At 46.4% G+C, this 21,391-nt stretch carries 24 protein-coding genes; 7 read left to right on the top strand and 17 right to left on the bottom strand.

Translation table 11 applies throughout. The features are described 5' to 3' along the window. The first annotated feature begins 59 nt into the window (after positions 1–59). From Pelsub_RS08955 to rsmD, 4 genes are read left to right on the top strand one after another with little or no spacing between them, the layout of a single operon-like run. Complete coding sequence (locus tag Pelsub_RS08955) at positions 60–1,025, top strand: UDP-glucuronic acid decarboxylase family protein (protein ID WP_116224073.1); 966 nt, start codon at positions 60–62, stop codon at positions 1,023–1,025. Continuing rightward, positions 1,015–1,479: a GtrA family protein gene (locus Pelsub_RS08950; RefSeq protein ID WP_116224074.1), complete on the top strand. Its 465-nt coding sequence runs from the start codon at positions 1,015–1,017 to the stop codon at positions 1,477–1,479. Before Pelsub_RS08955 ends, Pelsub_RS08950 begins: the two co-directional genes overlap by 11 nt. Continuing rightward, positions 1,476–2,477 (top strand): uroporphyrinogen decarboxylase family protein, encoded by a 1,002-nt coding sequence (locus Pelsub_RS08945; protein ID WP_116224075.1) that lies wholly within the window; start codon positions 1,476–1,478, stop codon positions 2,475–2,477. Before Pelsub_RS08950 ends, Pelsub_RS08945 begins: the two co-directional genes overlap by 4 nt. A 4-nt stretch (positions 2,478–2,481) precedes the next feature. Continuing rightward, positions 2,482–3,036 (top strand): 16S rRNA (guanine(966)-N(2))-methyltransferase RsmD, encoded by a 555-nt coding sequence (gene rsmD / locus Pelsub_RS08940; protein ID WP_116224076.1) that lies wholly within the window; start codon positions 2,482–2,484, stop codon positions 3,034–3,036. Position 3,037: 1 nt separating this feature from the next. On the opposite strand, the gene Pelsub_RS08935 is transcribed toward rsmD, so the two are convergent. From Pelsub_RS08935 to Pelsub_RS08880, 12 genes are all read right to left on the bottom strand, one after another. Then, positions 3,038–3,538 carry an NUDIX domain-containing protein gene (locus tag Pelsub_RS08935; protein ID WP_126440469.1) on the bottom strand — a complete coding sequence of 167 codons (501 nt, stop codon included), beginning with the start codon at positions 3,536–3,538 and terminating at the stop codon, positions 3,038–3,040. Positions 3,539–3,633: 95 nt separating this feature from the next. Next, positions 3,634–4,803: a 6-phosphofructokinase gene (locus tag Pelsub_RS08930; protein WP_116224078.1), complete on the bottom strand. Its 1,170-nt coding sequence runs from the start codon at positions 4,801–4,803 to the stop codon at positions 3,634–3,636. 157 nt (positions 4,804–4,960) lie between these two features. Then, positions 4,961–5,779, bottom strand: coding sequence for an undecaprenyl-diphosphate phosphatase (locus Pelsub_RS08925; RefSeq protein ID WP_116224079.1), 819 nt, complete (start codon positions 5,777–5,779; stop codon positions 4,961–4,963). A 236-nt stretch (positions 5,780–6,015) separates the two neighbouring features. Further along, a complete protein-coding gene (locus Pelsub_RS08920; protein WP_116224080.1) occupies positions 6,016–6,630 on the bottom strand; it encodes a helix-turn-helix domain-containing protein in 615 nt (204 codons plus the stop codon). A gap of 9 nt (positions 6,631–6,639) precedes the next feature. Continuing rightward, on the bottom strand, positions 6,640–7,908 hold the full coding sequence (locus Pelsub_RS08915) for a glycosyltransferase 87 family protein (RefSeq protein ID WP_116224081.1): 1,269 nt from the start codon (positions 7,906–7,908) through the stop codon (positions 6,640–6,642). Positions 7,909–7,913: 5 nt separating this feature from the next. Further along, positions 7,914–9,596, bottom strand: coding sequence for an AMP-binding protein (locus Pelsub_RS08910; protein ID WP_116224082.1), 1,683 nt, complete (start codon positions 9,594–9,596; stop codon positions 7,914–7,916). Next, positions 9,597–9,851, bottom strand: a complete 255-nt coding sequence (locus Pelsub_RS08905) for an acyl carrier protein (RefSeq protein ID WP_116224083.1) — start codon at positions 9,849–9,851, stop codon at positions 9,597–9,599. After that, positions 9,851–10,798 carry a hypothetical protein gene (locus tag Pelsub_RS08900; RefSeq protein WP_116224084.1) on the bottom strand — a complete coding sequence of 316 codons (948 nt, stop codon included), beginning with the start codon at positions 10,796–10,798 and terminating at the stop codon, positions 9,851–9,853. Before Pelsub_RS08900 ends, Pelsub_RS08905 begins: the two co-directional genes overlap by 1 nt. Before the next feature lie 3 nt (positions 10,799–10,801). Beyond that, entirely contained in the window at positions 10,802–11,905 is a 1,104-nt protein-coding gene (locus Pelsub_RS08895; protein WP_116224085.1) for an SGNH/GDSL hydrolase family protein, read from the bottom strand. Positions 11,906–11,907: 2 nt separating this feature from the next. Further along, a complete protein-coding gene (locus tag Pelsub_RS08890) occupies positions 11,908–13,338 on the bottom strand; it encodes an MBOAT family O-acyltransferase (RefSeq protein ID WP_116224086.1) in 1,431 nt (476 codons plus the stop codon). Positions 13,339–13,462: 124 nt separating this feature from the next. After that, on the bottom strand, positions 13,463–13,855 hold the full coding sequence (locus Pelsub_RS08885; protein ID WP_116224087.1) for a nuclear transport factor 2 family protein: 393 nt from the start codon (positions 13,853–13,855) through the stop codon (positions 13,463–13,465). Between the two features lie 118 nt (positions 13,856–13,973). Beyond that, positions 13,974–15,104, bottom strand: a complete 1,131-nt coding sequence (locus tag Pelsub_RS08880) for a hypothetical protein (protein WP_116224088.1) — start codon at positions 15,102–15,104, stop codon at positions 13,974–13,976. Positions 15,105–15,231: 127 nt separating this feature from the next. On the opposite strand from Pelsub_RS08880, the gene Pelsub_RS08875 reads away from it, so the two are divergent. Further along, the gene (locus tag Pelsub_RS08875) at positions 15,232–16,269 is read left to right on the top strand and encodes an SIS domain-containing protein (protein WP_116224089.1); all 1,038 of its coding nucleotides are present in this window, start codon (positions 15,232–15,234) and stop codon (positions 16,267–16,269) included. A 48-nt stretch (positions 16,270–16,317) separates the two neighbouring features. Beyond that, positions 16,318–17,598, top strand: coding sequence for a UDP-N-acetylglucosamine 1-carboxyvinyltransferase (murA, locus tag Pelsub_RS08870; protein ID WP_198418330.1), 1,281 nt, complete (start codon positions 16,318–16,320; stop codon positions 17,596–17,598). 125 nt (positions 17,599–17,723) lie between these two features. Here murA and trxA read toward each other — a convergent pair whose 3' ends face one another. From trxA to Pelsub_RS08855, 3 genes are all read right to left on the bottom strand, one after another. After that, entirely contained in the window at positions 17,724–18,077 is a 354-nt protein-coding gene (gene trxA / locus Pelsub_RS08865; protein WP_116224091.1) for a thioredoxin, read from the bottom strand. Positions 18,078–18,186: 109 nt separating this feature from the next. After that, positions 18,187–18,627 carry an Hsp20/alpha crystallin family protein gene (locus Pelsub_RS08860; RefSeq protein WP_116224092.1) on the bottom strand — a complete coding sequence of 147 codons (441 nt, stop codon included), beginning with the start codon at positions 18,625–18,627 and terminating at the stop codon, positions 18,187–18,189. Between the two features lie 104 nt (positions 18,628–18,731). Further along, positions 18,732–19,448 (bottom strand): response regulator transcription factor, encoded by a 717-nt coding sequence (locus tag Pelsub_RS08855; RefSeq protein ID WP_116224093.1) that lies wholly within the window; start codon positions 19,446–19,448, stop codon positions 18,732–18,734. A 177-nt stretch (positions 19,449–19,625) separates the two neighbouring features. Between Pelsub_RS08855 and Pelsub_RS08850 the strand changes: the two genes are divergently transcribed. Then, positions 19,626–20,327: a zinc ribbon domain-containing protein gene (locus Pelsub_RS08850; protein ID WP_116224094.1), complete on the top strand. Its 702-nt coding sequence runs from the start codon at positions 19,626–19,628 to the stop codon at positions 20,325–20,327. Here Pelsub_RS08850 and Pelsub_RS08845 read toward each other — a convergent pair. Together Pelsub_RS08845 and pgeF are read right to left on the bottom strand one after the other, a co-directional pair. Next, a complete protein-coding gene (locus Pelsub_RS08845) occupies positions 20,324–20,608 on the bottom strand; it encodes a DUF167 domain-containing protein (RefSeq protein WP_198418329.1) in 285 nt (94 codons plus the stop codon). The genes Pelsub_RS08850 and Pelsub_RS08845 overlap by 4 nt on opposite strands. After that, a complete protein-coding gene (gene pgeF / locus Pelsub_RS08840; RefSeq protein ID WP_116224095.1) occupies positions 20,601–21,389 on the bottom strand; it encodes a peptidoglycan editing factor PgeF in 789 nt (262 codons plus the stop codon). Before pgeF ends, Pelsub_RS08845 begins: the two co-directional genes overlap by 8 nt. Positions 21,390–21,391: the final 2 nt, after the last annotated feature.

The following is a 21,391-nucleotide window of genomic DNA, read 5'->3' as shown; positions in this document are numbered from 1 at the left end:
ATAATTGATTCCCGGTACTTTTTTGACGATTATACTCGAATAAGGAAACTATCAGAACCATGCGCGTTTTAATAACTGGTGTAGCAGGTTTTTTAGGTTCGCATTTATGCGACCGTCTTATCAACACCGGTCACGATGTGATCGGAATGGACAATTTCATCACCGGCAGCCGGGATAACCTGGTTCACTTAGCCGGCAATCCCCATTTCAATTTTATCAAGCACGATGTGGCGAATTTTATTTTTGTGCCCGGAAAAATTGATTTGGTACTGCACTTTGCTTCACCTGCCAGCCCTAACCCCGCTTCTCCCTTTGGATATCCCAATCTGCCTATCCAAACCATGAAAGCCGGCGCATTGGGAACCCACAATACCCTGGGGGTGGCACGCGCTCATAATGCCCGCTATATTCTGGCATCCACCAGTGAAATTTACGGCGACCCGCAAGAACACCCGCAAAAAGAGGATTATTGGGGCCACGTGGATCCAATCGGCTTGCGGTCGGTATACGACGAAGCCAAACGCTTCGCTGAAGCCCTGACGATGGCTTATCACCGCTACCACAATCTGAATACCGGTATTGTGCGCATTTTCAATACTTACGGCCCGCGTATGCGGTTGGACGATGGACGCGTTATCCCCAACTTCATCCAGCAAGCCCTGCGCCAGGAGCGCCTGACAATTTACGGCGACGGTAAACAAACCCGCAGTTTTTGCTACGTGGATGACCTGGTTGACGGTATTCTGGGGCTGGCTTTCTCAACCGAGAGCATGCCGGTCAACATTGGCAATCCGGACGAGTTCACCATTATCGAATTAGCCAATTTGGTCAACAGCCTGCTCGATAATCCGTCAGAGAATATCTATCAGGTAGGCAAAGTAGCCGGTGACGATCCGCTGCGCAGGCAGCCGGATATCAGCCGTGCTATAGAAATTCTGGGATGGACGCCCAAATATGACCTTAAAAGCGGTCTTCTCAAGACAATTCCTTACTTCAAAGAAAAAATGGGACTGAATGACCTCTAACAATACCTCCGACACAAAGCGATTTATCAAATTTTCAATTGTAGGCATCAGCGGCACTGTAGTAGATTTCTTCATTTTTAACCTTCTATCCAGCATATTAGGTTTTCCAACCGTTCCATCCAGTGTTGTTTCTTTTATTGTGGCTGTGTTCAACAATTTCTTCTGGAATCGCCATTGGACTTACCCGGAATCAAAAGATTTTCCTTTTTCTGAACAGTTTGGTAAGTTTGGAATTGTCAGCCTGATCGGGCTGATCATCCGCACCATCATCTTTTCCAAAATTGAAAATCCGCTCATCCATTTGAGCGAAGTATATTTCGCTCAAATTAAAATCACTCCCGAAGTGATTGGGCACAATCTCGCCCTGGCGATTGTGATTGTGATTGTGCTTTTCTGGAACTATTTTGCCAATAAATTATGGACTTATAAGGGGATCAAGGAGGCAGCCAAATGACCCAAATCCGCAGTGCGCGTGAGCGCATGGAAGCGCTGATCCATGGGGAAAAAGTCGATCAAATCCCGGTTGCATTGTGGCATCATTTTCCTGTGGACGATCAGGACGCGCATAAATTAGCAGCCGCCACCATCAGCTTCCAGCAAACTTTCAATTTTGACCTGGTTAAAATCTCCCCCTCGTCCAGCTTCTGCTTGGAAGATTGGGGTATTCAGGATGAATGGCGCGGCAACCCGGAAGGCACACGGGACTATCTGGACACCGTCATTCACTCAACTGACGACTGGAAGAAACTCAAGAAACTCGACCCGCATAAAGGTGCACTAGGCCGTCAACTGGAATGCCTGAAAATTGTACGCGACACAATCGGCGCGGAAGTGCCCCTCATCCAAACCATTTTCAGCCCTTTATCGCAAGCCAAGAACCTGATCGGCAAAGCCAACCTGGCCGCTGAAATGCGCTTCAATCCGGACTCACTGAAAGCCGGATTGGAAGTAATCACTGAAACCACCGCAAATTTTATTGAAGCCTGTAAACAATCAGGTATCGATGGAATTTTCTTTGCCGTCCAGCACGCTTCCTATAATGTGCTTTCCGCTACGGAATTCGATGAATTTGCCAAATCGTACGACAAGCGTTTGTTCCCTATCATGGAAGAATTCTGGTTGAACATGCTGCACATCCACGGTACCGCTATCATGGCCGATGCCGTAAAAGATTATCCCCTGCAGATATTCAACTGGCACGATCGCGATACGCTGCCCAATCTAGCAGACGGTAAAAAGCAGTTCAACAAAGTTGTCTGCGGCGGTTTAGGCCGCATCGAGACCATGCTGTTGGGAGATGGGCGTTTGATTAAAGCGGAAATTGATGACGCGGTGCGCCAGACCAATGGAGAGGGTTTTATCCTGGGTACTGGTTGTGTGATGATGCAAACCACACCTTACGGCAACATCAAAACCGCCGTGGATCACGTACGTTCAATTCAATTAAATTAAAGTCATGGGTAATCCCCGAATTATTTCCGGAAAAATGCGCGGCATGCGCCTAAAGACCTTGCCGGGTACTATTACGCGTCCCATCACCGACCGCGTCAAAGAGGCATTGTTCAACATTATCGGAACGGACATTCAGGGTGCGATTTTTCTGGATTTGTTTGGAGGTTCAGGAAGTGTCGGGCTCGAAGCCCTCAGCCGCGGCGCGGAACTGGCGCAGTTCATTGAACTCAACAATAAAGCTTACGCCATCCTGAAAGAAAATATTGACAAAGCCGGCTGTGAGGGAAATGCACGCCTGTTGAAAGCGGATGCTTTTAAATACCTTCACCAGGAAAAAGAACTGCAATTTGATTATATTTTTATCGCTCCCCCGCAATACCACGGCATGTGGAAAGACGCCCTGGTGCAGCTGGACCAGGAAGCGCATTTATTAGTTGAAGACGGTTGGATTATCGTTCAGATCGATCCGGTCGAGGATGAACCTGTGCCACTTGAAAATTTCAAAGAGTTTGACAACCGGCGCTACGGCAGCACAATCCTGAAATTCTATTCCCGTTAAGCTAGTAAACTATACGCATCTCTCCGTTTTCATCATATAGGTATTTGATCATGGCAGGCGGTGTGTTTGCCTTATGCTCATCAATTACTTTTATGAGAAAAGGTAAATCCTTTACTTTCTTTTCGTATTGGTCAATTGCTTCGCGCGACATCCATTCCAAATGGCCTTCTTCGGAATCTCTGACCTCGCCGGAGGAATATTGACCTTTGAATACAAAAACCTCTATCCCCGGTGTATCGTGGATGTCGATAAAAAGTATGGCTGCCAGGTCAAGCTGCCGAACTTCCAATCCGGTCTCTTCCAGAATTTCCCGGCGGGCGGCTTCAAATGGCTCTTCGCTCTGCTCCATGTGACCACCCACGCCGTTAATCTTGCCAAAACCAAACGAGGTTGATTTGACTTTTGAAAGCATGAGAAGGTCATCCCCTTTCTGGATGAAGATCAACGTGCGGGGAACCATCTGGTAACGCTGTCGGATAATATTGATGTTGTAATCTTCCAAGGCTGCTCCCTTCTGTTTAACGATTATACCGGCCCTGCCAACAAAAAAGAGGCAATGGAGGAATTCCACTGCCTCCTCATCTTTCAATAATGATTTTAGGTCAGGAACATGGGATGACCGAGGAAGGATTTTACCTTCGGCAGATAATTTTCCTTATCGTAGTATGAACCAATATCCGCGTATTTCTTCCCGGAAATAACCGATTCCATCGGTACGGCAGTGTATTTACCGCCCTGCAAACCCACCAATTTACCGGTGTCGTTGGCCTTGATCAATTCGAGCGCCATCTGGCCGTAAGCCATGCCGACCATACGATCCAGAGAATCCGGCGGGCCGGAGCGAATGACATAAGCCAGCTGCTGGAACATCGTGTTGGTCTTGGTAATGCGCTTGATGTCTTCGGAGATCATCTGGCCGATACCGCCCAGTTTTTTATGACCGAAAGCATCCTCTTCACCGGTTTCCACAATGTCACGTCCCTTGTACGTTGCACCTTCGGAAACGGTCATGATGGCGTAATTGGATGGATTACGGCGTTTGTCATCCATCAGGAAATCCGCCAATTTATCAATATCAAAAGGTACTTCGGAAATTACTGCGCGGTCCACATGCGCCAATAAAGCGGTAATCAGGCTGGTTTCGCCGGAGTTGCGGCCAAACAATTCCACCACACCGATGCGTTCGTGCGAACCTACCGAGGTGCGCATATCGGTAATCAGATTGACGGCGCGGGTGACAGCGGTTGAAAAACCAATGCAGTAATCTGTACCATAAACGTCATTGTCCATGGTTTTGGGGATGCCTACGGTGGGGAAACCTTCTTTATGCAGGCGGGCTGCGAAAGACAGCGTGTCATCGCCGCCAATGGCCGCCAGGGCGTCAATGCCTAATTCGGATAATACCTTGAGGACATAGTCGGTATAATCCATGGTTCCGTTCTCATCAATCTTCTTGCCATAGGCTGAATTCACCAGGAAATCAGGAATGTCTTTGGCACGTACTTTTTGCGGGTTAGTGCGTGATGTATGCAGGAAAGTACCGCCAGTGCGATCGATTTTGCGTACAGTCGGGTAATCCAGTTCACTAATGTAGTAATCATGGGTGGAAGGTTCATCAAAGTCATAATGTAGCAGGCCCATCCAACCGCGTCGGATACCATAAACCTTATAGCCTTCCTCCATTGCGCCAAGCGCAACCGCTTTAATAGCCAGGTTCAGGCCAGGAACATCGCCTCCCCCGGTAAGTACACCAATAGTCTTCGTCATAAATGCCTCCTATAATGCAATATCGTTTAAAAAAATCGTGAGAAGTATAGCACAAAGGCCCGTAAAGATTGCACAAATCCAACAATTTTTTCTTTCCGAAAGCCATCAGAAGAGTAATTCTTATCCCTTCTCATAATACATATCCTTTTCGGGCTGTTCACAGAGCGAATAATGCCAGGATGATACTTCCCAGCAAAATTCTATACCAACCGAACACCTTGAAATCATGGTACCTGACGTATTTTATCAACAAGCGGATTACTACCAATGACACAATGAATGCCACTGCCATGCCCACCGCCAATGCGATAACCTCGGCGTTTGAAAACGCTAAGCCAAATTTAGCCAATTTATATAAACTTGCTCCCAACATGGTGGGAATAACCAGAAAGAAAGAAAATTCCACCGCCGCCTCCCTGGAAATCCCGAGCAGCAACGCGCCTAAAATGGTAGCACCTGACCGGGAAGTGCCCGGGATCATTGCCAGCGACTGGAAAGTTCCGAGCAGGAAAGCCATCCCATAATGAATATCTGTGACTGTGTCCACGCTCGGCGACCGCTTTTTATTCCAATCCTCCACCAGGATAAAAGCAATCCCATAAACGATCAACATAATGGCAATGGTTAACGGAGTTCCAAAATGTTCTTCCAGGTAATCGTCCAATAAAAAGCCCAGAATCCCTGTCGGAATACACGCCACCGCAACCTTGAGACAGATCATAATCGCACTCTTGTTAAGACCCAGTGATCCTCTTCTTTGAATTGGGTTTAATTTTCTCCAAAATATGATTAGGGCCGCCAATATTGCTCCAAACTGGATCACGACAAAAAACATCTCTTTAAATGCCTCGCTCATGTCAAGCGAAATAAATTCATCGACCAGCAGCATGTGACCTGTACTGCTGATTGGAAGCCATTCCGTTACACCCTCCACAACACCCAATAAGACTACTTTCAATATTTCAACGATATTCATTATTAATTCACCTTTCAAATTTTAGAAAACGGCGAAGGAGCATCCAGAATAAAATCTCTAAATTGCATCAACATCCAATTCGTTTTCACGATATTTTTACGAGAAGGCTTTTCTCCACTCGCCCAGTCATTATCCGGTTGGGTCATATGTTTTTCAAGAAACGATTCGTCACATTATGAAAAAAGCTCTGACACTTTCCGTGTCAGAGCTCTCTATTCAATTTTGGGAATATTTAGTTAATGCAAGCGGTAACTTTTTATCAACAAAACTACCTTAATCATCATAAACGCAAATAACAGAAATGTAACGTAGGGCTGCTGTGTAAGAATGAATACCATTATCGCAATCGTTTGTAAGCAAATCGATAATACCCTGCCATTTTTTAAAATCCTAATATTTTCTTCATTTCGAATGACCAGCTCAGCCACACCGACTAATGCCATCAAGATCAGCACTGAAAAATACGCTGCCCGAATAAAGTTAGCGGTATCCTGGAATGCAAACAGATTGACTAACTGGATAAACCCATTCTGTTTCTGACCATAAAACGGGAGAAAAATAAATATCAGAGCCATTACGTCCAAAATTCCAAAGACAATCCTCAGTGTATTGCTGATATTCGCCCGGTTTTCAGTTTCAGCAAGCGAGATCAATTCCTCACTTGACAATAAATCGTCAATTGAGACGGAAAATATCTCGGACAGATCCTTCAGGGAATCCAGATTGGGATATCCTTTGCCACTTTCCCATTTGGAAATCGCAGTTCTGGAAACGAACATTTTTTCAGCCAACTGCTCCTGCGTCAGTCCCTTTTGTTTCCGCAATTGCTGTAATTTTTCGCAAAAATTCATTTATTCTCTTTAGGGCTCGTCCAGTTTATTGACATAATAATAGGGGTTCATTACCCACAAACGCACCCAGTAAAGATTAAACAACAGCAAGAATGTCACAAACAGGTTGTAGCTGTATAAGTCGTGGCTGGTGAGAACTTGTTTTTGAACCAGCATCTGGATGATCGGTAAAATAAGCAAGACCAGCCCATACAACCCCGCAATAAAAATCCGGAATTTTGAGGTTGAGCGTTCATACCACAGGCTGATTGTGTACACGAATACGACCATATATCCAATAGTCGCATAAAAACTGTCCCACATATTGATCAGCGGGTTTACAGTAAATGCCAATGAAAGGAGCCAAAATTCCTGGGCCGAGTTTTCTTTTGGATTGCGCAGCCATTCATAGACAAGCCAGAAAAAGATTATCAAGGGCAGCAGTGTAACCAGATTACTGTCAATATTTGGGAAGACGCCTGCGATATATTTTCTATAGCTGATTAGCGGGTAGAAATCCGCTTTCAATAGCCATACTTTCACCATTTCAAGCACCCAGCGCATATCAAATATCACCAGGGCCATGGATAACAATCCGACAGTAATCGCCATCCATAAATTAACCACGCCGCGATTTTGTTGAAAATTCAATGTGAAAAACATGGCCATCGGTATAAATAACGCAAAAGGATTAAAGGTAGCTAGGCCGAATAATATTCCGGAAAAAACATACTCCTTGCTGACAACCTTATAAAAAGCAGCCATCAGCAGGAAGATCTGCAGCATGGAGAGGTTCGTATTGAGTATGTTGAGTAATGAGAAATAAGATATTAAAAGTGCCAAAGCGCCCGCAATTTTATATTTCTCTTCCAACTTCACTTTGAAAATATCCAAAAGCAGACTGAAGGTGAAATAGCATAGAATTTGATTGGTTGCCAGCCATAAAGCCAGTGCCCAATGAAAATCCGGGATGTAAATGTAAGGCAGGTAGAACAAGAGTGAATACATGGGCAAATTGAATTGCTTAATTTCACCAAGTGTTATACCCAAGGCTTTCACATTTTCCGAACTGCGGTTTACCTCATTTTCGTAAGCACTCAGGTTTCCCTGAAAAACGATACGGGTACGTGCCAAAGAAACGTAAAATTCATTTTGGCTGGCCAGTCGTGGCAGCGCAAACCGATCAATAAGAATGAGTACGAGAAAAGCCAGGAAAGTAAACAGGATCCTCTTGCGAAGATCGATATATTTCTTGTCGGTCAGCAGGTACTGGGTAACTTTCTTAATTTCGGCGAACATTTTTTTTATTTTGTCTGTGCTAATTCTGCCAGATATTTTTCTTTATTTGCTGCTCTGGCTATTTTACCGCTGCTGGTCTTGATTAACCAAAATCCGTTGACCAGATAGACTTGACGTAAAGCAACCGCAGTGCTTTGCGTAACCTGCTGCCGGATGCGGCCGCTGATTGGCTGGCTCTGGTCTTCATAACCGGGTTCCAATTCCGCAATGACAATCACTTCTTCCGTGCCGCGCTCCTCGTTAAAAACGCCAAAAGCGACGTTTCGTCCGGGGTGCACACCTTCAATTTCATTGACGACGCTTTCAATATCCTGCGGGTAAACATTCTTACCACCCACAATGATTAGGTCTTTTTTGCGCCCGCTGATATACAGTTCGCCATCCGCCAGGTAACCCAAATCGCCGGTTTTGAACCAGCCAGCGAGCATGGCCTTCTGCGTGGCGTCTTCACGGTGATAGTATCCTGTCAGCATGCAGTTACTTTGCAGCACAATTTCTCCCAAATGCCGCTCCGGCAGCTCATTACCCTGCTCATCTACAATCCGCACGCTGGTATTTTCCAATGGTTTCCCGGCAGAGACCATGATTACACTGCGTTCTCCGGCAGAAGCTTTTTGCGCCAGTTTATCTTTTTGTAAAATTTCCAGGTCAATCTCGTCATAGGTAACGGGTTTCTCGATGCCGTCCTGCGTTACCGCGAAGACATTTTCCGCCATGGCATAACAGGTAGCAATGGCGGTATCCCGCAGCCCATAGGGTTTGAAGCGGTCCAGGAATAGCTGGTGGCTGGCAAAGCGCATGGGTTCGGAGCAGTTTGTCACTGCCCGCAGACTGGAGAGGTCAACACCTTCTAAATCCGAAGGCCGAATTTTTTGCGCACAAAAATTGTACGCAAAATTTGGCAGCCAGCACAGCGTTCCTTTATAACCGGTGATCGCTTGAAAAAGCCGGTACGGCGCCCGCACCCAATCGAAGGGCGACATAATTACCAGAGGAATATTGTACAAAACGGGCATGATGAAACATGCAATCAAGCCCATGTCGTGATAAAGCGGCAACCAGCTGACAATCACATCCTGTGCGTTGATCTGCAATTTTTGGGTATATATGTCCAATTGGTTAAAAACTGCCTGATGGGAAAGCGCCACGCCCTTCTGAAGGCCAGTGGTTCCGGATGAGTGCTGCAGCAGCACGACATTTTCTTCTTTACACTGCAATCCTCGATATTCTATGCTCTGTTCTTCCGGAAGATCGCGGATGTCTTCCACATAAAGCACTGTTTTAATAAATGAATTTTCCTGCCTGATTACTTCCAGTTCACCGGCAAATTCTTTATAGGTGATGATGGCAGAAGGTCTGGTTATTTCGATCAAAGAAACCAGGTCTTTGCGATATTTCTCAGGCAATAATTTCTCGGTCAAGAAAGGCATGATGGAGGGGACTGATCCATTCAAGATAGTACCGAAATATGACAGGAACAGGTCGACGCTCTGTTGAAGGATCAAAATAACCACTTCACCCGGTTCGATATTTTGATGCACAAGCGCCGCGGTATATTTTCCGGCGCCTTGCACCAAATCCCGGTAAGTCAGTTGAATATCATCCTGCCCGGTTTGGAGCACGTTCAGAATCGTCTTGCTTGGGTTTTCCTGAGAAAGACGCAGCAAGCGCGTGGAGAAATTATCCACTTATGCTCCGCGTTCGATTACCATGCCGGCCAACTGATCCAGCGTGTCAAAAGTCTCCGCATTCAGCTCGTAATCTTCAATGCGCACGCCATAAAGGTGTTCAACGATCAAGGCCAAGTCCACCAAACTGAAGGAATCGATCAAACCGCTTGAAATCAGAGCTTCATCCGCTCCAATTTCAACTTCTGGTTGTTTCAATATCTCCGCACTGATCTTCTGACCTAATTCGCTGATTAATTCTTCTTTACTTTTCATTATCCGTTATCCCTTAATCCTTTCCACAATGTATTCAGTGTACCCAGGGCATACGCGCTGCGTTCCGTCCAGGCCTCGGTGGAAATATGGAATCCGTCGTTGCGCTCAGGATCCAGACCACGATACGGCAGCGGCTGGGCAGCCCGCCACCAATTGTAGAGCGGCAGGTCATATTCGTAAGCCAGTTTAGCGATAATGTAATTTAATTGATGATTGCCCTCAACATTATCCGCCTTGGTAATCAGGATGGGCACGGTGCCGTGCGCCATAATGGTATCCAGAACCATGCGCAGATATTTCTCGTATTGATCCGGCGGTGTTACGTCCGGCCACCAACGCTCAAAGGAAACAAACGCAAAGCTGGGATTAGCCACCCGCAATTCACAGGCCAATGGGCTTTCGCCCGCCTGACATTCCTCAGGGTCAGCCTGCAGCGGGGACAGCGCCGCCGCCACATTCAGCCCCTGCTCGATAGCTTTGCCATCCCGGTTGAAGAATCCGTTGAAATTATCAATGGTTTCCTGCCAATCGGCTTGTTCGGGCGCCAGATAATAGCGTTTCAAATCATACAAACCCATAAAGGATTCTTTAATATTCTGACAGTCGCCGATTTTGGAAAACGCATTCGGGTTCACGCCCAATTCTTTGCCCAGCGCATATATCTCGCGCGATTTGTTAGTCACCTCCGGGATGATCGGCCAATTCTGCCAATCTTCCGGTTTCATGCGCGTGTCCGGAGTGGCGGTTGACAACGGCGTCTGGGTAGGCTCCGGAGTTTCCGTGGCTATTATTTCGGGCACATTGGTTGACTCTGCAGCGCTTTCTGCCGGCTGATCAGCGCCAGCTACCGCAGCCTCCGCTCCTTTGGATGCGCAGGCGCTCGATAACAGGATTATGGAACCCATCAAAATACTGAGTGTATTTAAAAGTAATTTTTTGCTTGCCATTTTCTATTGTTTATCTGTCTCGATAATTAATGAGGCAATCCTTTCTGCCAAAATTTCTTCTCCACTTTTATCCATATGAATGGCGGAATTAGTGAAGTATTCCTGCGGGACGATATCCCACAAATCATTATAATTTATACCGGCTTTGTCCATTTTCTCTTGTATTATGCCGCGGTATTGGTCATACGCCCAGCGCGGATAATAGTAGTCATAGCGAATATCGCTGTTCTCCCCCTGAGCAATCAGGATAGGTTCATTGACAACCAGGAATTGGATATCGCTGTTAAGTTTGACAGTTTGGCTGATCACGTTCAAAGCCAGCCGATTTTCATCCAGGTCATAGGGAGAAAAGTCGTAAAAGGATTCATCCACCGCGAAATCACGAAGTGCGGGTGTGTATTCGTCGGGATAATCCTGATCGATTCCAGTACCCGCCCACATTGCGCCGTAAATCTGCAAACGGATAATGTCCGCCAGCTCGCGCCGGCGCGCAACCAAGGTGGTTTCTTTCCAGACTACAGGAATCTTTTCAAAAGTCGTTAATTGGTAGCGGTCGATCAGGTCATTGACCAGAATCGGGTTATTGGCAACCAAAGGAGTCTCCAATTGGTTGTCCACAGGCAGCGATTCCAGGGTGACCAGCCAGATTATCAAGTCGGGATCATACTGCTTTACCCTGTCGATAATCATCAAATCTTTTACTACTGATAAACTGGGATATCCCAGATTATAAACACGCACATTTTTATCATTTAATTCCAAGCTACGGCTGTCCAGCAACCCTGCCAAAGTGTCCCCAGGGTTTTGAAGGAATCCCCAGGTTGATGAATCACCTACGATAAAGACCCTGAATTCGTCAGCTTCTTTTTTCGCGGCAGAAATTTCATGGGAGGCAATCATCGCATCCAGGTTGTAAATGCTTAAATTGTAGGAAGTTGAGGGATTTTCTCCGAACGGGAAGCGCTCACGGCCTGGATAAAGGTGGTTGTATAAAGATAAGCTCCCGATTGGAACATTCATCAATAAGCTGAAAGCCATATTAAACAAGGCCGCAAACAGGCCTGCTTTAATCAAAATGCGCACAGGAAGGGCTTTTTGTGAACGCATGGCTAGACCCCTCCCGTAAGTTTACTGAATACCAGTAATGCGCTGTTTATATCAGGCAGAGCGAACCACACCCACCCCAGGGCAATGAAGTTAAAGGTCATAAATATCGAGATGTATTTCTGTGCGCGTACAACCCAAACGTACTTCGATGGTTCTGCCGGGTACTGCTTGCGCCATTCCGTCCAACGGTTATGCGCAAACATTCCTAATCCATTCCACAAACCCCATAAGACAAAATTGAGGCTGATACCGTGCCATAATGCAATCAGAACCATGGTGCTGACCTGAGTGAAGAATATCATCCAAACTGTCGAAATGGGTTGTTTGCGCGTGCGCAGGTAGCGCGTAACGGGGTTGAAATAATAAGTGCGGAACCACTGTGTGAGCGTAATATGCCAACGATTCCAGAAAACAGTCAAATTCTCCGCCAGGTAAGGCTGTTTGAAGTTCTCCGGCAGTTGAATACCCATCAAACGGGAAATACCGATGGCCAAATCAGTATAACCGCTGAAATCAAAATAAAGGCGGAAAGCATAGGTGTAAACCAACACCCACATCCAGCCGGTAGAACGCACCTGCTGGGCGGAAAGCGGATTCAACGCCAGCAGCGCCAGGCTGTCAGCCAGGATGAATTTATAGAACAAGCCATGCGCAATGCGGCGCCCGCCTTCCAGAAAATCTTCCGAAGCCGGTTGAGCATTGCGTTGTTCCAATTGTTTTTGGAAATGGTCCAGCCGATCGATTGGGCCGGCGATAAAAGCCGGAAAAAACAGTACATAAACCATAAAATCCCGCAAATTAGCGTTGAATTTACGGCCCTGCTGCCATTCGCGCAGTACATGGATCAAGCGAAATGCAAAATAGGAATACCCCACCCAGGCAATTTCAGTCGAATTAGCCAGTTTGGGAGATTGTCCATTGATGATTCGCAGGATCTGGCTGGCTTTCAAAGCAGCTGGAGGGTACTTAAGGATAACGAATACCACAATCAATCCGATGACCGCGATAGACGCCGGCGTTTTATTCTCCGAAGAAGAACGTTGGACCAGCCATAACAGCGACCCTGCGATCAGGATCAGTATGATCACCTGCCAAATAACCGGCGGATTGACCAGCTCCACCAGAAAACCCAGGTTTAAGTACCGCAGCCCCGAGAGCCCCAGGATAACGGCCAAGGCTAACCAGCCTGCCAGGCGATTGTCTTTTTCCGTGAAAACCTCGCGCGCGGATGTGATTCCCCAGATCAATACCGTCAGCGTAATCAAGATGGAAGGCAGCCAAAATTCCAACGAACGTATACTGGATACCGGTTGAAGCCAGAAAATAAAAATGAGGCTGGATAGAAACATCAACCAGGCTGATGCGATTTGATTGCGCAGCAGCCTGATCAGAATGGCAAAACCGATGAAAACAGCGATATGGATAAGCGTCATATGGCTAAAAACCCTGGTAAATCCAGAGCGGTGAGCTGTCCGTGGTCATAATGATCAGTCCGATGATCAAAAGGCCTAACAACACAGCCCATAAGTTTTCATTTACTTCTCGATTATTTTGCATTTATTTATAAGAACATACGCGCCACTGACCGTCTTCCATGGTCATGGTATAGGTGCGTTTATCCAATTCAATTGCCCGGATCTCATCATTGTAGGTCAGGTCCAATGTACCGCTGCATACCACCAGCGCATCTTCACCTTCTTCCCCCACCTGGCTGCAGCTGACGTTATTCAACTGCGCGCCAACAGACATCAATGCGTCCACTTCCAGCATAGCCTGCTCTTCCCAATCTTTGCAGGTCAAAGAAACTACGGTATCTTTATCCTTATTTGCTAAAGCTTCCAGGTAGGCATAAGTTGCATCCGCAGCACTGGCGTTGGTTTGTCCGCCGCCGCAGGAAACCAGCAGGATTGCCGCAATCGTAAACAGTAGTAAAGACTGTCTTATTTTCATCAGGAGTCATCTCCGTTTCTGTGATTTCAATTAACGTTTCTATTATAAATAAAAAAGCGAGGATGTAAACAAAGCCTACATCCTCGCTTAATTTATTGATATGTTTACGGATTTTTGTTTAGATGTCTTTTCCGTAAATCCGATGGTTTTTATAGGGTTTTACACCCAAATTTTCCAAATCTTTGCGCATCTCGGTGGCTGTTTCAGCAATTTGAGTCAATTCGCTGTCCACAAAGTTATAAGCATTGGCGGTTTTGAAGATTTCCGAGAACATCAACGCGTTTCCACCCATTCCGTGTAATTCAGGCAAGATGCCGATGCCATTGAACGACAACCATTTGGTGGTTTTAAGTTCATGCAAATAAGAATACAAAGCCATGGGAGACAAACGCCCTTTATATTTTTGCAGGGCTTCGGAAATATCCGGGAAAGCTAAGAGGAAACCGACGACTTCGTCTTTGTACGTGATGATCTTCAACAGGTCGGGAACTGCCACCACCATGATGTTATCCAGCACAAATTTGATCTCATTATCCGTCAGCGGGTAATATTCCCAGTTGTTGACAAAGGACTTGTTATATGCCTGTCCAATACGCCAGGCCCATTTTTTCAACTCGGCCTTATTCTTAAATTTAATGACCTTGAATTTACCCTGCTCTTCCACGCGTTCAGCAACCCGTTTTACTTTTTCGGGAAGAACGAAGTTGGGAATATTGGCATAACAGGAAACCCAGTCCACAACCTTTGTAAAGCCTAAATTCTCTACGAATTTAGGGTAGTTAGGCAGGTTATAGTTCATCATGGTCATCATCTGGCGGTGTTCAAAACCCTCCACCAGGAAACCGTAACCGTCAAATGACGACAACCCTTTTGGCCCCATCACTTGATTTAACCCGCGTTTGTGGGCCCAATCAAAACCGGTTTCAAATAGTTTGTTCGCGATCGCCTGATCATCCAATGATTCAAACAGGTAAAAGCAAGCCACTTTCTTATTGTGGTATTTATTTGAAGGCTTATTCTCCAGGAGAGCGATTCTGCCAAGCATTTCACCATTCGCATCCCGCGCGACATAGAACTCCGCATCCGAATGCTCATAGAAAGGATGCTTCTGACTGTTCAGCATCATTTTTATATCCGCTAAAATAGGCGGAACCCATTCTTTTACCCCTTCATAAACCTTAAATGGAAATTCGACAAATTCATTAACTTGTTTCTTTGAGGTCGTATCGACTTTCTCGATATTAATCATATGATTGCTCCTACCTAGGATATTTTTTCCAGTATACACCTATTAAATAAAAATTACTTTTGGTGTTAGTATTAACCCAATAAATTGTACTTGGTAACACAAAATTCGTTCCATTCAGGAGTCTATAATGTCTGAAATTTTGATCAAAGAGATCAACGAGCAACCTCACATTATCCAGAATCTAATTGACTCTGAATATAAAGTGATTAAGGGTATTTCCGATAAGATTAAAGGCAAATTTAATTATGCTTTGATTGCCGCCCGCGGAACTTCCGATAATGCCGCCCGATATGCACAATATCTTTTTGGTACATATAACGAAATTCCGATTGCGTTGGCAACACCTTCTTTATATACAGTTTACAATAAACCGCCAAAGTTATCAGATGCTTTGGTCATTGGCATTTCTCAATCCGGACAGTCTCCGGATATCGTTGCGGTGATAGAAAATGCAAAAAAACAGGGTCAAACTACCTTGTGCATCACCAACCAGCCCGATTCACCCCTGGGCAACGCCGCAGATTACGTTATTCCCCTACACTGCGGCGAAGAAAAAGCTGTAGCGGCCACAAAAACTTATACGGCTTCTTTGACCGCGCTGGCTATGCTGTCCATTGCCATGAGTAATGACATGGAAAGAGAAAAAGCATTGGCAAATCTGCCGCCTGTATTAGAAGAAACCATCAAGGCCGCGATGGAAACCAATGTAAATACCTGCCGGTATCGCTACATTGAACATTGCGTGGTCATTGGCCGCGGGTACAACTATGCGACCGCTTTTGAGATTGCGCTAAAAATCAAAGAGCTTACACGGGTTGTCTCCGTGCCTTATTCTTCGGCTGATTTCAAACACGGCCCCATCGCCGCAGTTCAGCCCGGTTTCCCGGTTGTCATGGTAGCCCCGTCAGGCGAAATGTACGGCCAAATGAAAGAATTTTCAAAGAAGATGCATGAATTGGAAGCGGAGATCATTTCTATCTCCGACCAGAAAGAGATTACGGAAGGCAGCAATCTCGGTTTTAGAATACCGGCCGGAGTTCCGGAATGGGTTTCTCCAATTGCATGCGTGCTGCCGGGACAATTATTTGCCAGGCAATTGGCTTTTGAGAAAGGATTGAATATCGATAAGCCAGTTGGTTTATCAAAAGTTACCGAAACTTTCTAATTTTCCTTATAATTATTCAATAAACCATATTGTTGTTGGAGAATTAATTTGGAAAAATTTCTCATTGAAGGCGGCCATCCTATTTCCGGGGAGGTAACTCCAGCGGGTAATAAGAACGCCGCCTTACCCATTTTGGCGGCTTGTATATTAACCCGCGAAAAAGTCGTGCTGCACAATATTCCGAATATCGAAGACGTGCGCACCATGCGTTCGCTTTTGGAGAGTCTGGGAATTTCCATCCAAACCGTTGACGAGCATACCTGGGAAATTCAGTCCAGCGAAGTTCGCCCGCGCGACATGGACCCCGACCTGTGCCGGAAGATCCGGGCTTCGATCCTGTTGGCCGGCCCGATGATCGCCAGGGCAGGCACACTGGAATTACCCCCGCCCGGCGGCGATGTGATCGGTCGCAGACGCGTGGATACACACATTCTGGCGCTCAGCGCATTGGGCGCGGAAGTGAATTACAACCGCACTTTTTCCTTCAAAGCCAAAGAACTGCACGGCGCGGATATCCTGTTGGATGAAGCCAGTGTCACCGCCACCGAAAACGCCATCATGGCAGCTGTGACCGCCAAAGGCCGCAGCATTATCCGCAATGCAGCCTCCGAGCCGCACATCCAGGAACTATGCGCATTCCTCAACAAAATCGGCGCAGATATTCATCACATCGGTTCCAACACATTGCTGATTAACGGCGTTGATCAATTGGGCGGCGGCGAGTACACTATCGGCCCGGATTACCTGGAAGTGGTCAGTTTTATCGGCGCAGCGGTGGTCACACACGGCTCCATCACCATTCGCAATGCCGGCTCTGAATACCTGAACATGGTCAAGCTGGTTTTCCAGCGCCTGGGCGTGGATTGGGAAGAAAAGGGACAAGATATTTTCGTGCCGAAACGCCAGCGCCTGACCATCGAACCCGACCTGGGCAACGCCATTCCCGAGATCAGCGTGATGCCCTGGCCGGCTTTCCCCACCGACCTGATGAGCATTGCCATCGTGGTGGCTACCCAATCTAAAGGCACGGTGCTGTTCCACGATTGGATGTACCCCAGCCGCATGTTCTTCACGGACAAACTGGTCGGCATGGGCGCGCAAATCGTTCTGTGCGACCCGCACCGCTGCATTGTTCAGGGCCCCAGCCACCTATACGGCGAAAAAATGGAAAGCCCGGATATTCGCGCGGGAATGGCACTATTGTTGGCCGCCTTATCCGCTGAGGGCACCTCATCTATACGCAGCGTGGCGCAAATTGACCGTGGGTATGAAAAGATCGACGAAAAACTGGCAAAGCTGGGTGTGAATATTCAGCGTGTTAAAGGATAATAAACAAAATTAATCGACCAAAAGCGCTCCTTGTATGATTCATAGGGGCGCTCTTGTTTTTAAAAAATAACAGGCATCTTATCGATGCCTGTTTTATTTCTCTCATGCAATAACACAGCACAAAATTACGATTCAGCCTTACCGCTTCCAGCAACTTCCAGGAATTGGTTGAGCGCATCGCGCAGAATTCCTTCAGGAACAGCGCCTACCTGGCGATGAAGGACTTTTCCTTCCGCTACAAATAACATGGTCGGGATACCTTGAACGCCATAGCGTCCCGCCCATTCCTGATTCTCATCAGTATTTACCTTCGCAACCACCAACTTACCCTCATAATCCTTGGCGACTTTATCCAAGATGGGTGCCACCATTTTACACGGGCCGCACCAGGGGGCCCAGAAATCTACAATTACCGGTACTTTAGATTGCAGGACGGTTTTTTCAAAGGCTGCGTCAGTAACATGGACTGGTTCATTCATTATTTCTATCTCCTGAATATTAAATATTAAGTGCCAGCTTTATATGCTAGATTTTATCCTATTCTGGCTGGCTGGCACTATAAGACTTTTATTATATTAATCAGCCGATTTATTTAGCTTTGACGGTGATTGTCTTAGGTTTGATTTCCTCTGCTTTCGGCAGTGTCAATTTCAAAATACCATTCTCGAAATCAGCTTTGGCCTTATCCGCCACAACCGGGCAAGGCAGCAGCACCGAGCGCGCAAATGCACCCTGGTGAATCTCGTGCAGATGATAATCCGCTTTTTCCACCTCTTCTTCCGATTTCATTTCACCGCGGATGGTCAAAGTATCACCGGAAACAGAGATATTGATATCTTCGGCTTTGACGCCGGGGATAGATGCCTTAATTACCACATCATCTTCAGTCTGCATCATATCCAAATTGATTGAACCATAACCTTCATATTCGATCGGGCTGCGGCTGAAGAAGTCATCAAAGATTCTATCCATCTCATCCCGCATTCCAACCATTTCACGCACAGGATTCCAACGAGTTAGATTAGCCATTTCAAACTCCTTTCAGTTTTTTTTCTATTCTCGTACGGTCTTAAATATAAAACGCCTGTGTCAGAAAAACACAAGCGTTTTATTAAATTTATATTGTTCTTCTCTTATTCTTTGCGCTTGAAATCTACAAAACGGTATCCAACGCCACGTTCAGTGAGAATGTATTTCGGATTGGCGGGATCCTCTTCCAGTTTCTGGCGCAGGTAATTAATGTACAGGCGCACGTAATGGGGTTCATCACGGTATTCATAACCCCAAACGCGGGAAAGAATTTGGTCATAAGTAAGGACCCAACCGGCATTCTGCACCAGGTGATACAGCAAGCGGTATTCTGTGGGACGCAGCTTGACTAATTCGCCATCCACCCAGATCTCGCGGCGGTTGAAATCGATCTTGAGGCGGTCGTCCACCTGGATGACATCGACTTCCTCGGCGCCCTCCATTTCGACACGGCGCAGCACGGCTTTTACGCGGCTGACAAGCTCACGCGGGCTGAAGGGTTTGGTCACATAGTCATCCGCTCCCAATTCCAGGCCGCGCACGCGGTCATCTTCTTCCCCTTTGGCAGTGAGCATAATCACAGGGATATTGCTGATCTCGCGCACCATTTTCAAGACTTCAAAACCATCCAAATCCGGCAGCATAACGTCCAACAGAATCATGTCAGGCATATCCGTGCGCATTTTATCAAGGGCTTCGTGCCCCTTTATCGCTTCAATTACTTGAAAGCCGTCATGTTCAAGATTCAACCGGATGAATCTGAGCATGCGCTCCTCATCATCGACTACAAGAATTTTTTTATTGGCTGTTGAGGTTGGCATTCTCTCTCCTGATGATTTAGTTACAATAATATACTTCAAAATTATTATAGGATTGTAAAAATTGTTTTGCAACCTTTGGCATAAATTCGTATAAAACTGGACGAATGTTATCCCATCCAGTACAATCAAACTAACCAATTGAATGAAACATAACAAGAATACCATAAACTAACATCTATGAATGTCGGCTTCCAACTCTTTCAGTTACAAAGTATTGATTCCGAATTAGACCACGCCCAAAATCGTATAAAAGAAATTCTTACCGCCATTGAAACCGATAAAAACGTCGCGCTTGCAAAAAAGCGGGTGGAAACCATGGAGGCGGAATTACGAAAGATCAAAAGCGATTTTGAGACCATCGACTATGAAACCGACCAGAAAAAAGTAAAGAAAGCCCAAAGCGAAGCGAACTTATACAGCGGCCGCATCCAAAACCCCAAAGAACTCCAGGATTTACAGGCGGAAATCGCCTCCTTGAATAAAATGCTGGGTGAATTGGAGGAGCGCTCTCTTGAACAGCTTGAAAAACTGGAAAAGGCGGAGGAAAAGACTTCCGTTTTACAGAATGAATTAAATAAAGTCATGACAGACTTTGAAACAGGCAAGTCCAGATTGATTGCAGAAAAGGGAAATCTGGAAAATACAATCAAGAATTTAAGTGCCAAGCGTTCCAGCCAGGAAACCCAAATCCCTGAAGAACAGATGAAAATCTATGTGCGGCTGAGAAATTTAAAGAATGGATTGGCAATCGCTCAATTACAGGATAGCTCCTGTTCGGCCTGCGGATCCTCGCTTACCGCCGGTGAATGCCAACAAGTTCGCTCCAGCAGCCAGCTTTTCTATTGTACCTCCTGCGGACGGATTATTTACGGATCCTAGCGCGTTTGAGATTCCAGATACTTATCAATTGTCTCTTTACTGATACCGCTGATTTTTAAGTGTTTATTCCTGGACTTATCCCCCGAAAGAATCTCGATATTATTTCTGGGAATATCAAAAATTTCGCTAAAGAACTTGACCAGACTCTCGTTTGCTTTGCCTTCCAAAGGCTTTCCCCGCACTTTTACTTTCAGCGTACCGTCATCCATCCAACCGGTAATTTCATCCTTTTTTGCAGAGGGTTGGACACGCACATTCAGAGTCATTCCAATTTCAGTCATCGCGTCCCAGTGTGATCACAGCTCCAAATCGGCCGGTCTTGCCATTCTCTCCGCGATGGGAATACCAATCTTCATTATTCGCAAAGGTACAGATGCGGGTTTGTTCGATATGACGCAGTCCGGCGCGTTCCAGAAATAGTTGGTTAGCCAACTGCAAATCCACATAGGTACGGCCGTCTTTTTTCAGAACAACGTTATCTTCGCTATCGAAATGAGTTTCTGCGGCAAGCACAACTTCCGGCCCGACTTCATAATGCTGCGCACAAATCGAAGGGCCAATCACAGCCAGGATATCGCCGGGTTCAGAACCATAGCTTGTCTGCATTGCCTTGACTGTTTCCACTGCCACACCTTTAAAAGTACCTTGCCATCCTCCATGCGCACCCGCCACAACTTGCTTGATCGGATCATAGAACAACATGGGTACGCAGTCGGCAAACAGCATCAATATGGAAACGCCTTTTTTGTCCGTTATTATGGCATCCGCCTGGACGTGTTTTTCGTCCAAACGGCGCGGGCGCTGCGCTTGCACCACAGCGGCACTGTGCACCTGCCAGACATCATAATAACTGTCACAAGCGATACCTAAAGCGTCTGCGATGCGGTTGCGGTTTTCAATCACATTCTCGCGTGAGTCGCCCACGGAGGTAGCCAGATTCAGGCTGGCCCAGGGCTGCGGGCTGCAGCCGCCGCGGCGCATGAAGAAGCCGTGTTTGACACCGGCTGTTTCAAGACTATCGGCGCTGTACCATGTAAGGCTGTTTTTCTTATGGATAGCCATAT

Source organism: Pelolinea submarina, assembly GCF_003966975.1.
Taxonomy (GTDB): domain Bacteria; phylum Chloroflexota; class Anaerolineae; order Anaerolineales; family Anaerolineaceae; genus Pelolinea; species Pelolinea submarina.
This window is presented reverse-complemented; position numbering and strand designations above follow the sequence as displayed.